Annotated in this window: 15 protein-coding genes; all 15 read right to left on the reverse strand. The window is 69.6% G+C overall.

What is annotated here, in order from left to right; translation table 11 throughout:
- Positions 1 to 34 precede the first annotated feature (34 nt).
- Entirely contained in the window at positions 35 to 985 is a 951-nt protein-coding gene (locus VM938_12005; GenBank protein ID HVF75765.1) for an MCE family protein, read from the reverse strand.
- Positions 982 to 2,235 (reverse strand): MCE family protein, encoded by a 1,254-nt coding sequence (locus tag VM938_12010; protein HVF75766.1) that lies wholly within the window; start codon positions 2,233 to 2,235, stop codon positions 982 to 984. The genes VM938_12005 and VM938_12010 overlap by 4 nt, the downstream gene beginning before the upstream one ends.
- The gene (locus tag VM938_12015; protein ID HVF75767.1) at positions 2,229 to 3,239 is read right to left on the reverse strand and encodes an MlaD family protein; all 1,011 of its coding nucleotides are present in this window, start codon (positions 3,237 to 3,239) and stop codon (positions 2,229 to 2,231) included. Before VM938_12015 ends, VM938_12010 begins: the two co-directional genes overlap by 7 nt.
- The gene (locus VM938_12020) at positions 3,236 to 4,306 is read right to left on the reverse strand and encodes an MlaD family protein (GenBank protein ID HVF75768.1); all 1,071 of its coding nucleotides are present in this window, start codon (positions 4,304 to 4,306) and stop codon (positions 3,236 to 3,238) included. The genes VM938_12015 and VM938_12020 overlap by 4 nt, the downstream gene beginning before the upstream one ends.
- A complete protein-coding gene (locus VM938_12025) occupies positions 4,303 to 5,439 on the reverse strand; it encodes an MlaD family protein (GenBank protein HVF75769.1) in 1,137 nt (378 codons plus the stop codon). The genes VM938_12020 and VM938_12025 overlap by 4 nt, the downstream gene beginning before the upstream one ends.
- 7 nt (positions 5,440 to 5,446) lie before the next feature.
- Positions 5,447 to 6,295, reverse strand: a complete 849-nt coding sequence (locus VM938_12030) for an ABC transporter permease (protein HVF75770.1) — start codon at positions 6,293 to 6,295, stop codon at positions 5,447 to 5,449.
- The gene (locus VM938_12035) at positions 6,295 to 7,077 is read right to left on the reverse strand and encodes an ABC transporter permease (protein HVF75771.1); all 783 of its coding nucleotides are present in this window, start codon (positions 7,075 to 7,077) and stop codon (positions 6,295 to 6,297) included. Before VM938_12035 ends, VM938_12030 begins: the two co-directional genes overlap by 1 nt.
- 3 nt (positions 7,078 to 7,080) lie before the next feature.
- Positions 7,081 to 7,905 carry an ATP-binding cassette domain-containing protein gene (locus tag VM938_12040; protein HVF75772.1) on the reverse strand — a complete coding sequence of 275 codons (825 nt, stop codon included), beginning with the start codon at positions 7,903 to 7,905 and terminating at the stop codon, positions 7,081 to 7,083.
- A 409-nt stretch (positions 7,906 to 8,314) separates the two neighbouring features.
- Positions 8,315 to 9,016, reverse strand: coding sequence for a transglycosylase SLT domain-containing protein (locus VM938_12045; protein ID HVF75773.1), 702 nt, complete (start codon positions 9,014 to 9,016; stop codon positions 8,315 to 8,317).
- Positions 9,010 to 9,825, reverse strand: coding sequence for a M23 family metallopeptidase (locus tag VM938_12050; protein ID HVF75774.1), 816 nt, complete (start codon positions 9,823 to 9,825; stop codon positions 9,010 to 9,012). Before VM938_12050 ends, VM938_12045 begins: the two co-directional genes overlap by 7 nt.
- Before the next feature lie 367 nt (positions 9,826 to 10,192).
- On the reverse strand, positions 10,193 to 11,800 hold the full coding sequence (locus tag VM938_12055) for an FAD-dependent thymidylate synthase (GenBank protein HVF75775.1): 1,608 nt from the start codon (positions 11,798 to 11,800) through the stop codon (positions 10,193 to 10,195).
- A gap of 23 nt (positions 11,801 to 11,823) precedes the next feature.
- Entirely contained in the window at positions 11,824 to 12,408 is a 585-nt protein-coding gene (locus VM938_12060; protein ID HVF75776.1) for a hypothetical protein, read from the reverse strand.
- Entirely contained in the window at positions 12,405 to 14,999 is a 2,595-nt protein-coding gene (locus VM938_12065) for a DEAD/DEAH box helicase (protein HVF75777.1), read from the reverse strand. Before VM938_12065 ends, VM938_12060 begins: the two co-directional genes overlap by 4 nt.
- Before the next feature lie 76 nt (positions 15,000 to 15,075).
- Positions 15,076 to 15,834: a twin-arginine translocase subunit TatC gene (gene tatC, locus VM938_12070; protein HVF75778.1), complete on the reverse strand. Its 759-nt coding sequence runs from the start codon at positions 15,832 to 15,834 to the stop codon at positions 15,076 to 15,078.
- Complete coding sequence (gene tatB / locus VM938_12075; protein HVF75779.1) at positions 15,831 to 16,118, reverse strand: Sec-independent protein translocase protein TatB; 288 nt, start codon at positions 16,116 to 16,118, stop codon at positions 15,831 to 15,833. Before tatB ends, tatC begins: the two co-directional genes overlap by 4 nt.
- Positions 16,119 to 16,141 lie beyond the last annotated feature (23 nt).

Below are 16,141 nucleotides of genomic sequence, written 5' to 3' on the forward strand. Positions count from 1 at the left end.
CCGGATGTACGGACCAGAACGGGGTGGGCGCGCCTCATGGGTGCCTGCCTTCGTCCTCGACCCGGGGGTCCTGCTCGGCAGGGATGGCCCACATGTAGACCTGGGTGAACTCGCCGGGGATCACCCGCGGGATGCGCTCGGTGAAGGTCTGCAGCCAGTCGAGCAGGTTCGACACCTCGGCCGTCTGCGTGGCGGCGATCTCCACGATGGCCTCGACCTGCTTGATCTGGCGGTCGATGTCGCCGCGGTAGCGATCGAGGATGCGGTTCTGGTTGTCGGCCAACGCGGCGATGCGGTCGAGGGCGGTGATGGCTCGCTGGCGGTTGTCGGACAGCACCTGGGTGGCGGTGGCCAGGTTGTCGAGCAGCTTGGCGATGTCGTCGGAGCCGGCGGCCAGGGTGACGGCCGCTCGGTCGAGGCCGTCGATGATGCCGGTGATGGCCGTGGAGCGGTCGGCCAGGGTGCGGCTGATGGTCGACAGGTCCGACAGCAGGTTGCCCAGCTCCTCCTGCTTGCCGCCGAAGCCTTCGGCGCCGGTGCGGATCATGGCGGCGAGGTCGTCGCCGTTCACGGCACCGAGCACGGTGACCGCCTCCTCGGCGATGAACTCGAGCTCCGGTGCTTCGGCTGTCTGGACGATGACGTCGCCGTCGGCCAGGTACGGCCCCGCTGCGGGGTCGCCGGTGGGCCGCAGCTCGACGAACTTCTCCCCCAGCAGCGAGGTGGTGCGAATCAACGCGGTGGACGCCTTGGGGATGCGCACGCCGTCGTTCAGCCGCAGCTTCACCCGGGCCTTGAAGTCGTCGGTGAGGTCAATGTCCTGGATGGAGCCGACCCGCACGTCGGCCACCTGCACCCCGCCGCGGGTCTGCAGGTCACCGACGTCGTCGAAGGTGGCCACCACTGTGCGGCTGCCGCCCGAGCAGCCGCCGAGCACCCCGGCCACGGCGGCCACGACGACCAGCAGGGCGAGCCGCCGCCTCACCACGCCGCCTCCATCAGGCCACGCACCATGCGCTTGAACGAGTCGAAAGAACCGGCGGGCGTGGCCTTGGCGGGCACAGCCATCGACAACTCCGGCAGCGGGGCGGCCGCCGACTGTGCCGAGGCCTCGGCCGGCGACTCCAGGGGCCGCAGCATGCCCCCGCCGTTGCCCATGGGCTGGCTGCGCGAGGCCCGTGACGCCGATGCGCTCGTCGGCCCGGGCGTGGCTTCGCAGTCGACGTCGAGCGGCAGGCACACGCCCTGTACCGGACCGAAGCCGACGGAGTCGAGGAACTGCGCCAACGTGGGCTCGGCCGCGTTGCGCAGGTCGATGTGGTGGTACGTCGGGTCCCATGCGGCGATCAGCCCGTCTTCGGTGCCCTCGAAGTCGTCGCCTGCCACCAAGGTGGGGCCGGAGTCGAGCAGGACGCCGACGGCGTCGATGTTGGCCCGCACCGACTGGAGCACCCGGGTGAGGGTGGTGAGGTCGCGGTCGAGGCGGCTGCCGTGTTCGTTCACCAGGTCGAGGCCGTCGGCCGACAGGCGCGACAGGGAGTCGACCAGCTTGGCGATGTTCTCGCGTTCTTCGGCCAGCAGGCTGGTGGCCGAGGCGAACTGGTCCATGACCTGGCCCAGTTGGCGTTCCCGGGTGCGCAGGGCGGCCGTGAACGTGTCGAAGTTCTCGATGATGCCGACGAGCTCGGCGTCCTTGGCCGCCAGTGTGGAGGTGAGGTCGGCCAAGCCGCGCAGGGCGTCGTTGATGCCCTGGCCGTTGCCCCGCAGGTCGTCGGCCAGGTTGGTGACCAGCCTGCCGGTGGCGTTGGGGTCGAGGCTGTCGAGCAGCTTCTTGAGGGCGGCCAGCGCTTCGTCGGGTTCGGTGGGGATGGTGGTGCGCTCCGCCGGGATGACCAGGCCGCCTTGGGCCCGGGGCTGGCCCGGGGTCCACGCCGGGAACAGCTGCACGTAGCGCTCACCGATGAGCGAGAACGGCACGATGGTGGCCTGCACGTCGGCGGGCAGCGGCTGGTCGCCGTTGATCGTCATGCGCACCCGCACCCGGGTGCCCTCGACCTCGATCTCGTCGACTGTGCCGGCCGAGAGGCCCAGCACCTTCACGTCGGACGCCTCGTAGAGCGAGACGGCCTTGTCGAAGTAGGCGGTCACCTGGTAGCCGTCGCCTCCGCCGCTGCTGCAGCCGGGCAGCACGCCGGCGGCCACCACCACCGCCACGGCCAGCGCCCGCCTCAGCACGGCTGCCCCGCTGTCAGTCGGAAGGCGCACACCAGGTCGGGGCCGATGGAGCGGATGTAGATGTCGGCCCACGGCCCGTGCGAGGTGGCCTTCGACAGGTGGTAGGCGCCCGGCCCCACCCAGGCCAGGGTGCGGTCGATGTCGTCGTAGTGCTTGGCCAGGATGTCGAGGGTGGGGTGCAGGGTGTCGAGGATGGCGTCGATGGAGGCGCGGCTGTGTGTGATGAGCAGCGACAGCTCGTCGAAGGCGCCCGAGCCCGACTCCAGGCCTGCGGCGATGTCGCGCTTGCGCTGTTCGAGCAGGGTGAGGATGCCCCGGCTCTGGTCGATGAGCGAGACCAGCGTCTGGTCCTTGTCGGCCAATGTGCCCGACAACGCTTCGGTGCGATCGAGCAGCGAGCGCAACTGCGTCTCGCGGGAGGTGACTGCTTCCGACACGGTGGCGATGCCCTCGACCAGATCCTTGATCTGGTCGTGCTTGCCTTCGGTGATGTCGGCCAACTGGGTGATGAACTGGTTGAGCTTGGCCGTATCGGTCTCCTGGGCGACGCGGGTGCCGATGCTGGTCAGTTCGAAGACGTCGAAGGGCGTCTTGGTGCGCTCCAGCGGGATGCGTCGGCGCTCGTCGGGCAGCGACTCCAGGTAGGGCTCCACCACCGGGCCGCTGAGGCGCACGAACTTGGTGCCCAGCAGGGTCTCGAGCGCCACCTCGGCGGAGGTTTCGGGGCCGAGCTGCACGCCGTCGTTGACCACCAGGTCGACGATGACGTTTCCCGCCTCGCGGTTGGCGCGCACCTTGTCGACCCGGCCTGCCTTTACGCCGGCCACCCGCACCTCGTCGCCCACCCGCACGCCCGCGGCGTCCTTGAACACGGCCTGCACCGAGTAGGTGGGCTCCAGCAGGTGGAGGATGCCGACCATGAAGGCCATGCCGGTAGCGGCGGCGATGACGAGCACCGAGACGATGCCGATGACGTAGGGGTTGCGGTCGGCGAACGACTTCATCGCGGCACCGCCAGCAGTTCGCTGATCGCACTGGCGCCCGACGTCGAGGCAGGCGTGGGGATGTGCGACTCCTGGTGGGGATCGCACGTGCCTGTCTGGGCAGGGACGGGTGTCGGATAGAAGAACTGGCCGCACGGGATGACCTGGTTGAGCCATTCGCCGTAGCGGGAGGCGTTGAACAGGCGCTTGGCCGTCTCGTCGAGGTTGGTGAGGATGGCGTCGAGTGTCGGCAGCTTGTTGTCGACCTCGTCGGTCAGCACCCGCAAGCCGGTGAGGATCGACTCGATCTGCGTACGGTTGCGCGTCAGCAGGAAGGCCAGGTTGTCGGAGAAGTCGCCCAGGTCGGTGACGGCCCGGTTGAGCACGTCGGTGTTCTGGCTGAACGTCTGGGCCAGCTTCACCAGGTTGTCGAGCACCACCTTGATCTGCTGGTCGCGGCTGGTGAGGGCGCCGGTGACGGTGTCGAGGTTCTCGATCATGCGGCCGATGGCCTCGTCCCGCGCCGCCAGGCTCTGGGCCACCGTGGCCAGGTCGTCGATGGCCCGCGACACCTTGGCCTCGTTGCCGTCGAGGGCGCCCACCACGGCGTCGAGGAAGGTGTTGACCTGCGTGGGGTCGATGGCCTGCACGATGGGGCCGAGCCGGTTGAACAGCTCGCCTAAGTCGACCACCGACCGTGTCTTGTCCACCCGGTCACCGTCGTCGAGCAGTGTGGCCCCACTGCCCGGGTAGAGGTAGACGTAGCGCTGGCCCAGGAGGTTGCGCCACCGCACCGCGGCCTGGGTGTCGGTGGGCAGGCGCAGGCCCTCGCGCACCTTGAAGCGCACCACGGCCTTGCCCTTGTCGATCTCGATGCCGGTCACCTTGCCGACCCGCACGCCGGCCACCTTGACGTTGTCGTCCTTGAGCAGGCCGGTGACGTCGTCGAAGGTGGCCGACAGTTCGTAGCTGTTGTCGAAGGGGCCGAGGTCGCCGATGCGGATGTTGCCGATGGTGAAGCCCAGGTAGGCGGTGAAGCCCAGGCACACGAGGATGAACGCCGCCAGCTTGACGATGGTGGCCTTCATTTCAGCAATCCGCCGAGGAGGTCGAGGATGCCTTGGGCGCCGGTGGTGGGCGCGGGCAGCGGCAGTGTGGGCCCGACGCCGGGGACGGGCGATTGCTCGGCAGGCGGGGCGCTTGCGGCCGACGACGAGGCGCCGCCCGACACGGCCGGGCAGTGGTTGCGGCCCTGCGGGCACTCCTCGCCTGTGATGAACTTCACGCCCGCCAGCAGGGTGCCGTCGGTGGCTTCGATGTGGGCCACCGAGGCCTGCACCTCGATGTACTGGCGCAGGCCGGTGACAAGGGCGGGGATCTTGGTGCGCCGGTCGAAGAGGGTCTGGATGGTCTTGCCGCCGACGGTCGCCGCCTTCACCTGGAACGACTCGTTGGCGTTGAGGATGTCGGCCAGGTCGGCGGTGAGCCGAGCCGTCTGGTCGAGCAGCACGCCGAGCTCGTCGCTGCGCTGGTTGAGGGGCGGCAGGGCCACGTTGAGGTCGCGGGCCGTCGCCACCAGGTCGTCGGCCCCGTAGGCCAGCTCGTCGGAGAGGGCGGCGAGGTCGTCGAGGAACTCCCGCACGTCGGCGTCGTGGCGGGCCTGGATCTCGGCCAGCTCGGCGAAGTTGCCGATCTGGCGGTTGATCTTCTCGCCTTGGCCCCGGCCGCCTTCGGCCAGGGTGTCGAGGATGACCGCCACCTGCTCCGGCTTCACCGCCTTGAGGATGGGATAGAGCTGGCTCAGCACCTTCTCCAGCTCGAAGCCGCCCACGGTTTTTTCGATGCGGTCCTCGTCGCTCAGGAACGGCCCCGCCGTCTCGTTGGGCCCCGGGTCGATGTCGACGAACTTCTCGCCGAAGAGGGTCTTGGGCCGGATGGTGGCCGTCGCCCCGACCGGGATGCGTTCACCCTTGTCGATGTCGAGGCGCACCAGCGCCTGGCCGTCCTTCAGCCGCACCTTTTTGACCCGGCCGATGTCGACGCCGTGGACCTTCACGTCGGACTCCGACTGCAACCCCTGCCCCGCGGCGCTGAACAACGCCTCCAACTGGTAGCGGGGTTTGAGGGCGCCGACGGCCACCTTCACCCCGAAGTAGGTCGACGACGCCAGGAACAAGATGGCGATGAGCCCGGCGGCAATGCGGAAGCGGCGTTCGTTCATTCGTCCGCTAGCCCGCGATCTTGACGGTGTTGCCGCCGCCCCAGAAGAGCAACGACATGATCAGGTTGAGCATGACGACGGTGACGATGCTGAGGCGGATGGCCCGGCCCACGGCCACGCCCACGCCCGCCGGGCCGCCGGTGGCGTAGTAGCCGTAGTAGCAGTGGATGAGGCTGACGGCGATGGCGAACACGCCCGCCTTGGCCAACGAGTAGGCCACGTCGATGGGCGGCAGGTAGAGCCGGAAGTAGTGCTCGTACACGCCGGGCGACAGCCCGAAGAACTTCGTGGTGACGAGTTCGGTGGCGTAGAAGCTGGCGTACAGCGAGAACAGGTAGAGCGGGATGATGCACACGAAGGCGGCCAGCACCCGGGTGCACACCAGGTAGACAAACGACGGCACCGACATGACTTCCAGGGCGTCGATCTCATCCGAGATGCGCATGGCCCCCAGCTCGGCCGTGAAGCCCGCCCCGACCTGGGCGGCGAAGGCCACGCCTGCGATGAGCGGCGTCACCTCCCGGGTGTTGGCGAAGCTGCCCACCAGCCCGGTGAAGGCTTCGGCCCCGATCTGCTGCAGGCCCTTGTAGCCCTGCAGGCCCACCTCGGTGCCGGTGAAGAACGACATCGAGAAGATGACGAACACCATGCCGCCGCCCACGATGATGGCCCCGGCCCCGATGGTGATGTCGCTGATGAGGACGAACAACAGCTTGGTGTAGCCCCGGGTGAAGATCTGGGGGATCTGGCTGAGGATGCGCAGGTAGAAGGTGAGTTGCTTGCCCACCTCCTCGAAGGCGTTGCCGGCGGTGACGGCCATGCGGCGGGCGCGAGCGACGGGGGCGATGGCGGCCATCAGAACTTCTGCGGGACCAGGGCGAAGTAGAGGGTGGTCAAGATGAAGTTGGCAAAAAAGATGAGGATGAAGGTGACGACGACGGCCTGGTTCACGGCGTCGCCCACGCCCTTGGGGCCGCCTTTGGCCGACAGGCCCTTGTAACAGGCGACCATCGCCGCGATGAAGCCGAACACCCACGCCTTCACCAGGGCCTGGAACAGGTCGGGCAGCTGCACCAGGGCGGTGAAGCCGGAGAAGTAGGCGCCTGCCGTGGTGCCCTGCACGATGACGTTGAACACGAACCCGCCCGCCAGGCCCGCCACGCTCACCAGCGACACCAGCATGATTGACACGGTGGAGGCGGCCCACAGGCGCGGCGTCACCAGCCGGTGTACGGGGTTGACGGCCATGACCTCCATGGCCGCGATCTCGTCGCGGATCTTGCGCGACCCCAGGTCGGCCGTCATGGCCGAGCCGCCCGCCCCGGCGATGAGCAAGGCGGTGGCGACGGGGGCGGCCTCGCGCACGATGGCCAGCACCATGGCAGCGCCCGTGGCCGCCTCGGCGCCGAGCTGGCGGTTGAACGAGCCCACGTGCAAGGCGATCACCATGCCGAAGGGGATGGAGATGAGGATGACGGGCAGGCTCGTCACCTTGGCGATGAACCAGCACTGGCCCACGAACTCGGGAAACCACTCGCGGATGCGCCACGAGGCGCGCAGCCCCTCCAGCGAGATGGCGAAGAGGTGGCCGGTCTCACGCAGCAGGAACTGGGGCTTGGCGATGAAGGCGCTGGCCACCGCTCAGACCGTCATGATCTCGGGCTCGTCCTCGTCCTCGAAGCGCTCGGCCTCTTGGGCTTCGAGCTCCCCTTGGATGGCAGGCACGTCCTGGGCCATCTCGTCCATGCCGATCGGCCCACGCGCCCGGCCCGACAGGAACTGCTTGATGATGGGGTCCTTGGTCGTGCGCATCTCCTCCTTGGAGGCGAACTTCACCAGGCCCGCCCGGAAGAGCACGCCCATGAACTCCGCGGTGCGCATGACCGACGGGATGTTGTGGGTGATGATGAAGAACGTCGCCCCCGTCTCCTTCTGGACGTTGACGACCAGCTCGTCGAGGTAGGCGACGCGCACGGGGTCGAGGCCCGAGTCGGGCTCGTCGAACAGCACGATCTCGGGATCGAGCACCAGCGCCCGGGCCAGGCCGGCCCGCTTCTTCATGCCACCCGACACCTCGCCCGGCGTCTTCTTGAGGTGGTCGAGCAGGCCGACGAGGCCCGCCTTTTCCTCGACGATGGCGCGCACTTCCTTGTCCTTCTTCTTGGTGTGCTCGCGCAGGGGGAAGGCGATGTTGTCGTACAGGGTCATGGAGCCGAAGAGGGCGCCGTCTTGGAAGAGCACGCCGAACTTGCGGCGGACCCGGTAGAGGTCCTTCTCCCGCATGCCGACGATGTTCTCGCCGTCGACCCAGATCTCGCCCGCCTCGGGGCGCAGCAGCCCGATGATGTTCTTGAGGAGGACGGACTTGCCGGTGCCCGAGGGGCCGAGGATGGCGGTGATCCGCCCTTTGGGGACGTCGAAGGTGATGTCTTCGAGCACGGTGTGTGACCCGAACCGCTTGGTCACGCCCCGCAGCGAAATGATCGCTTCCTCAGGCAAGGTCCCCACCCATCTCCTGCAACGAACGGCTGCGGGAACGAGACTAGCCGTGTGACCGTTGCCACGGAGGGCGGGGCTGGGGCCCGAGAAGCCGTTGGTACCGTCCGTCACCCGACCACCACCCCGTTGCCGGGATGGACGAGTTCTTAGGACGTTCTCTACTGAGCTTCTCGGGAACCCCCGCTACCCTCGACGGCCCCCTCCGCTTGCCTGGTTTCCCAGGAACCGGAGGCCCACGACCTGGCCAATGGGGCGTCTCGGAACGAGGATCACTCTCGCAAGACCGCCGCCGTCCGTCAAGGGGCAGGGCAGGTGGTCTGACCTGGGCTTTTACGCGTCGTCGCAGGTCAACGGCAATGTGGAATTTTCCTGTACGTCACCTGAACAGGCGCCGCTGCGCCTGGACGGCCGTCACATAGGTCTTGGTCTGCGGCAGCGGGCCTTGGCGGCGCATGGAGGCGAGCCCTTGGAAGTAGGAGCCGAGGGCTTTGTCGACGTCGCCGCCGTTCTGGTCGAGCAGGTAACGCAGGAAGCGGGCCGACATGCGGATGTTGTCCTCGGGCTTGCCGGGGTCGAGCTTGGCCCGCAGCAGGACCTCGTTGACGAAGTCGACGGTGTCGGGCATGAGCTGGCCCACGCCCATGGCGCCCGTGGAGGAGACCTTGGTGTTCTGCCAGCCCGACTCCTGCCACGTCATGGCCATGAGCAGGTCGGCGGGCACGCCGTAGCGGCCGGCCGCTTCTTGGAGGTGGCCGTAGAGGGCGAGGCGGTCCTTCGACTGGCGCAGGCGGGCGGGCAGCTTGGAGGACACCTTGCGGGGCGGCTTGGGTGTGGCAACCGCGCTGCGCAGGGTCGGCGTGCCGCGGCCGCCGGGCAAGGTCAGCACGGTGCCCGCGGCGACCCGGTTGACGTTCTTGATCTTGTTGGCTTGGGCCAGGGCCTGCACGGTGGTGCGATGGCGCTTGGCCACGGCCGAGAGGGTCTCGCCCTTGCGCACTTTGTAGGTGCGGCCGGTGGCGGCTTGGCCCGCAAAGGCCAGCGCCAGCAGGGTGGCGACAGCGACGAGGCGCTTCAGCACCAGCGTTTGGCCGTCGGGTACGGGTTGATCGGCTCGTTGCCGCCGAGGTGGATCTCCAGGTGGAGGTGCGGGGTGGAGCCCTTGGCGTTGCCGCTGTCGCCCACGGTCCCGATGCGCCCGCCGCGCTCGATGCGGCCCGGCTTCGACTGGTAGGCGTCGAGGTGGGCGCCGTAGTAGACGTTGCCGTCGTCGCCGTAGAGGTAGAAGGCGAGGCCGGCGATGCTGCCTTGGCGGTGGACCAGGCGGCCGCTCACCGGGGCCACGACGGCGGTGCCCTTGAAGGCGAACAGGTCGGTGCCCATGTGGCGTCGGCCACCGGGGCGGGGGGCGGTCCAGCTGTCGGAGAAGTCGACCCGGCTGCCCTGCACGGGGCACAACCAGTCGGCGGCGGCGCCGGGGATGGTCAGTGTCTGGCCCACCCGGATCTTGTGGGCGCTCTTGAGGCCGTTGGCCTTGGCGATGGCGGCTGAGGTGGTGCCGTAGCGCTTGGCGATGCTTGCCAGGTTCTGGCCCTTGGCCACGGTGTGGCGGCGTTCGCCGTTGCCCACCACGACCTGCTTGGTCGACAGGGCCGGTGCGCCTTTGGTGGTGGCGGCGGGCGCGCTGCCGCCGAGGTTGAGGACCTGGTCCTCGAAGATGCGGTGGGGGTTGGCCAGGCTGTTGGCCGCCGTCAGCGCCTGCACGGTGGTGCCGTGTTTCCTGGCGATGCGGGACAGGGTGTCGCCTCGCTGGACCCGGTACGTCCCGGCGGCGGCCTGCCCGGCGAGGGCGAGTACGGCAATGACGGCGATGGCGCGGAATCGTTGCATGGAACCTCCTTCCGCCCCCGGCAGGACACTTTACTTTGCCAACATCGACAACACAAACCCCAACCTGAACAGCGCCGCTCGAACTGTGCGGAGTTGCGGCTCGCTACGCGCCCCAACTCCGCACACTTCGAGGGGTCAGGGGCGCCGGCCGTCGGGCTCAAACTGTGCGGGGTTCGAGCTCGCTATGAGCCACAAGTCCGCACACTTCGCGGGGTCAGCGGCGCCGGGCGTCGTGCGCAAACTGTGCGGGGTTACGGCTCACCACGATCCCCAACTCCGCACAGTTCGAATGGGGGTCGGGGGCCGCCGATGTGAAGTGTGCGGGGTTTGGGCTCGCTATGAGCCTCAACCCCGCACAGTTTGCGGGTTAGGGGCGGGTGGCGCGGCGGGCTTCGGCGCGGTTCTCGGCCTCGAGGCGCTCGAGGTCGTAGGTGCCGTGGTCCACGAACTGCATGGACTCGGCCACGGCCCGGTGGCCCGCCTGCTCGGCGATGAGCCGGTGCATCTCCTGGCACACCCGGCGGTACTCCGGATGGCCCTGGGGCCCGGTGCGCAGTTCCAGCACGTGCATGGCCTCGCGGGCGTTCATGTGCATCGTGTAGCGGACCCGGTAGGCCAGCGCCACGGCGTAGCTCGCCTGCTTGGGGAAGCGTTCGGCGATGGCGTCGTGCAGCAGCCGCGACTTGTCCATCGACTCGGCGAAGCGGTCGGCCAGCCCGGCTTCCTCCACGGCCTCGGGCATGACGAAGCCGTGCTGGGGGGTGAGGTCCTGCCAGTCGATGGTGAGCAGCCGGTGGCGCTGGAGGTCGCGGAAGGCGCCGTAGTCGGACAGTACGTCGAAGCGGTAGTCGATGCGCTCGAAGCCCCGCCCGGGCCGGTGGCGCCGGTTGGAGCGCTCCCCCGCGTAGGCCCGCAGGATGCGCACCTTCTCCTCGCCGGCCAGCGACTTGACCCGCCGCAGGACCTGGTCCTCGGGCAGGTCGGTGTAGGCGTAGAGGGTGGCGGCGACGAGCTTGTCCTCGGCGTCGGGGTCGTAGTCGACGAGGGTGACCATGGGCCGGGGCTCGGGCTCGACGTCGGCGAACAGGTCGTCGGCCGCTTCCTCCATGGCCGCCCGGTTCGACTCCATATAGGCCGACCACACGCCGCCCCGGTCGGGCAGGTCGACCCGCTTGAGGAACGACGGGATGACCTTGCGCAGCTCCTCCAGCATGAGGTCGGCATACGCCCGCGCCTCGGGCAGCGGGTGCGAGCGCATGCGCAGCAGCAGCATCTCGTAGGCCTGGCCGGTGCCGTAGATGCCCACGTTCGACTGGGCGGCGGCGGGCAGCAGCCCCCGCAGGGAGTCGAAGGCCTTGGCCTTGATCGAGGTGCGGTAGGCGAAGTCGGAGTCGCCCTCGCCCTTGGGGTAGCGCTCGGCGAAGTAGGCGCCCATGGGGGCCAGCAGTTCGGCGTAAGTGTCGAACATGCGGTCCATGTCGCCCACGTAGCGGGCGCCCAGCGGCGAGTCGAGGATCTGGGGGTCGCGGAAGTAGCGGTAGCGGCCGTTGGACAGGCGGGCGTCGTAGGCGATGTAGCGGGTCGACTGCTCCAGGTAGGCCATGAGCCGGCCCCGCTCCAGCACCTTGGTCAGCAGGTTCGACGCCTGCTCGCAGGCCAGGTGCACGCCGCCCAACTGGGCCACCGAGTCGTCGCCGTACTCGAAGAACACCCGGTCGTAGAGCTCCTCGGCCCGCTTGAGCCCCACTGTGGCGTCGACCGTCTCGTCGCCGCTCATGTCGAGCTCGCCCACGAACTCGTCGAGGAACAGGCGCCGCAGGCTCTTGGCCGTGCGGGAGTAGCGGGCGAACAGCGCCCCCTTCACCACCTCGGGCAGGTTGACCAGGGCGAACACCGGCCGGTCGACGTTGGTGAAGTACGGCCGCAGGATGGCCTGTTCATCCTCCGTGAACGTCTCGACGGCGTAAGGCGGCATCGCTGCCGAGGTTAACGGCGCGCTCACACGATCACGCGGACTGCATCGGGGCGGAGGCGCAGCGACAGGTGGCGGGCGGGGCCGACGTCGTCGCCGTCGAGCACGACCGACAGCGCCCGGGGCAGGTCGACCTGGAGGGCGGCGGTGCGCCGTTCCTTGATCGCCGGGTGCGGGAGGTGGGCGCCATGGTGGAGGCGGCTGCGCACCTTGACCCGCTCCCCCATCGCCAGGCGCGCTTCGTAGGTGTCGAGCAACCCGTCGCCCGGGTGCGCCTTGGGGCCCGCGTTCCACCGGCCCACCCACTGGGCGTTCATGGCGGCGAAGGCGTACGACCAGGTGCGGGTGCGGGCCACCGCATGCGCCACGAACAGGTGCAGCCGCCCGTCGACCAGCACCTCGCCCAAGTCGACGGGGAAGGCCACGTCGAGGCTGCCTTCGCCGCCCAGCGTGTGGCACAGGTCGCCACCGGTCAGCCCCAGCGTGGGGAACGGCCGCCCCTCCAGCCGGGCCTGCTCCAGGGCACGACGAGCCTCGGCGTCGGACGCCACCACCAGGTCGGGCGGGCGAGCGGCGGGTTCGCCGTAGCCCGACCCCTTGCGGATGGTCACGTCGAGACGACAGACGACGCCGCCACCACGCCTCGGAACAGGCTGTCGGCCGCGGCCCGGGCCGCCTTGGCCGTCTCCAGGTCGGGGGCCATGTCGCCCAACTGCCGCAGCAGGTCGATGAGCTGCTTGACGTTGCGCACGAAGTCGCCGCCCGACATCTCCTCGTCGGCGATCACGTCGTCGAGGTCTTCCCCCGCCGCCCATGCATACGCCAGGGCCACGAACCCGGGGTCGGGCGGGCGGGTCATGGGCAGCCCGGCGTCCTCCTCGGCGGCATTGAGCTCGCGGGCCACACGCTCGATCTCCGTCCAGCGGTGGCGCACCTTGGGCGACGGGAACCACGGCGCCGGGCCCGCGCCCGGCCCCCGCGTCTCGTAGGTGAAGACCGACGCCAGCCCGGCCACCGCAGCCGAATCGAGCCCGTCGAACAGCCCTGTCTCGATGCACTCGGCGATCAGCAGGTCGGCCTCGTGGTAGATGCGGGAGAGCCGATCCCCCGCCGGCGTCAGCGACCAGCCGTCGATGTAGCCCCACGCCTCGAGCACCCGCAGCACCCGGTCGAACTGGCGGGCCAGCGACTCGGTGCGGCCCCGAATGCGCCGTTCCAGCCGGTCGACGTCGCCCCGCAGCCGCCCGGCACGCTCGGTGGCGCGCACGTGGGCGGCGGCGTCGGGGCACGAAGCCACGGGATGGTCGGCCGCCTCCTCCTCCCGGCGGCGGCGCCGCTTCAGCGAGGTCTCGGCGTCGGGGTGGAGGCGGGCCTTGATCAGCGCCGCGGCCACCGCCCGGCGGAACCCTGTGTTGTTGGGTGCATACGGTGTGGGCAGGTCGACCCGGCCCACCGGCCGCGGCGGCACCGGGAAGTCGTCGGGGCCGAGCGACACCATGCGCCGCTCCACCGTCAGCGCCCGCAGCCGGGCGTCGCCGCCCCGCCGCTGCGAGGTGGCCAGCACGGCGACCCGTCCCCCGCCGCCCGCGCCGGGCACCAGCACCACGTCGCCGGGCTTGAGCCGGGTCAGCGCCTCCACCGTCTCCGCCTTGGGCGACGGCTTGGCCTTGCGGTCGCCCAGCAGCGATCGGTACTCCTCCACGTCGCCCATCTCGCATGTGGCCGCCGCCTCGGCGTCGGACAGCAACGACGAGGTGCGCTCCAACTGCGTCTCCAGCCGCACCACGTCGGCGTCGGTGCGGTACTGGGCGAACGACAGGTTGAGCAGGTGGTGGGCCTCGGCCGCCGGATACCGCCGCACCAGGTTGGCCGCCATGTTGTAGGTGGGCCGGAACGACGACGACAGCGCGTAGGTGCGGGTCGAGGCCAGGCCCGCCACTTGGTCGAAGGGCACGAACGGCGACCACAACACGACGGCGTAGCCCACGTCGTCGATGCCGCGGCGGCCCGCCCGGCCGGTCAACTGCGTGTACTCCCCCGGCGTCAGCGGCTCGTGGCGTTCGCCCGTGAACTTGGTCAGCTTCTCGATGACCACCGAACGCGCCGGCATGTTGATGCCCAGCGACAGGGTCTCGGTGGCGAACACGACCTTGACCAACGCCGCCGTAAAGCACGCCTCCACCGCTTCCTTGAACGGCGGCACCATGCCCGCGTGGTGGGAGGCGATGCCCATCTCCAGCCCGCTCAGCCAGGTGCCGTAGTCGAGCACCCGCAGGTCGTCGTCGGACAGCGTCTCCACCTTCGACTCGGCGATGGCCCGGATCTGGCGCCGCTCCTCCGGGGTGGTCAGCCGCAGCCCGTACTCCAGGCAGCGCTTGACGGCGTCGTCGCACGCGGCGCGGCTGAAGATGAAGTAGATGGTGGGCAGCATGTCGTGCTCGCCCAACAGGTCGACCACCTCGGTGCGCCGCGGCGTGAACAGGCGGCCCGAGCGGGGACGGCCCCGCACCGGCGGCTGCTTCAAGCCCCGGCTGTCGAGGGCGGCGGCCTCCGAGTTGGGCCGACCGTCGACGAAGGTCGGCAGCAGGTGGGGCACTTCGGACGAGCGGTCGCCGATCATGTAGAGGTTGTGCAGCTCGACGGGGCGGCGCTCCTCGATGATGGCCTCGGTGGCCCCCCGCACCGTCTGGATCCAGTCGGCGAACTCCTCGGCGTTCGACACCGTGGCCGACAGGCAGACGAGGTCGACCTCCTGGGGCGTGTGGATGATCACCTCTTCCCACACCGCACCCCGGTAGGGGTTCTGCAGGTAGTGGACCTCGTCGAGCACCACGTACCGAAGGCCGTCGAGGGCCGACGACCCGGCGTAGATCATGTTGCGCAGCACCTCGGTGGTCATCACCACCACGGGCGCGTCGCCGTTGACGGCGTTGTCGCCGGTGAGCAGGCCGACCTTGTCTGTGCCGTGCGCCCGTACCAGGTCGCCGTACTTCTGGTTGGAGAGCGCCTTCAGAGGCGTGGTGTAGAAGGCCTTGCGTCCTTCCTGGAGCGCCTTGGCCACCGCGTACTCGGCCACCACCGTCTTGCCCGAGCCGGTGGGCGCCGCCACCAGCACCGACTTGCCCGCGTCGAGGGCGTCGAAGGCCCGCACCTGGAAGGCGTCCGGCTCGAACCCCAACCCGGCGACGAACGCCGCCCTCATCGTTCGACCCTCACGCTTTCTGGCCTGTCATTCGCGCCGCCTGCGGCGCGAATGACAGGCCAGAACGGCAGCGGCGTCACCGTTTCAGGAGGCGGCCGATGAGGATGGACGCCTCGTAGAACACGTACATCGGCCCGGCCATGGCGAGCAGCGACCACGGGTCCTGGCTGGGGGTGAGCACGGCGGCGGCGGCCACGATGCCCACCGCGGCCTGGCGGCGCCACGCCGCCAACGCCCGGCTGCTGAGCACCCGGGCCAACTGCAGGAACACCAGCAGCACGGGGAAGTCGAAGGCCAGCCCGAAGGCCACCACCATCAAGACGACCAGCCGCAGGTACGGCCCGGGGCTGAACAACGGCTCGATCTCCGAGCCCCCCACGCTCACCAGGAAGTCGAGCGCCCGGGGGAAGGTGATCAGCGCCACCGCCCCGCCGGCGGCGAACAGCACGATCGACGAGAAGATGAAGGGGATGGCGTAGCGCTTCTCCCGGGGGTGCAGCCCCGGCGTGACGAACCGCCACAACTGCCAGAGCACGACCGGCGAAGCCAGGAACAACCCCGTCCACCCCGACACCCGCAGCCGGGTGGTGAACCCCTCGACCGGGTCACGGATGTAGAGCGTGCACGGATCGCCCGGCGGCAGCACGTCGCAGTACGGATCCACCAGGAACCCGAGGATGTGGTTGTAGAGCCCGAAGGCGACGGCCATGCCCACGGCCACGGCGGCCAGCGAGATCATCAGCCGCGTGCGCAGTTCGGCCAGGTGGTCGATGACCGTCATGCGGCCGTCCGCCGGCCGGGGCGCGCCGCGCCGCGGGATGCGGAGGCGGATCACGCCCCCTGGTCGCGGGGTTCGTCGACGTCGGCGGGCGGCGCCTCGACGGCGGGCGACGGAGCGCCCGGCGGCGGTGCGCCTGTGGCCGAGGTGGGCGGCTCGGCGAAGACCCCCGGGTCGGAGAAGGCGTCACGCACGTCGGTCTGAAAGTCGGTGGTGACCCGGCGGAACTCCTGCAGCGCCTTGCCCATCTGGCGAGCGGCGCCGGGAAGCCGGTTGGGGCCGAGCACGAGCAAGGCGACCACCAGCACGACGAGGATCTCGGAAATGCCGATGTTGCCCATCGGCGGGGAGTCTACGGGTCGGC

The sequence above is a fragment of the Acidimicrobiales bacterium genome (assembly GCA_035536915.1).
Taxonomy (GTDB): domain Bacteria; phylum Actinomycetota; class Acidimicrobiia; order Acidimicrobiales; family JAHWLA01; genus JAHWLA01.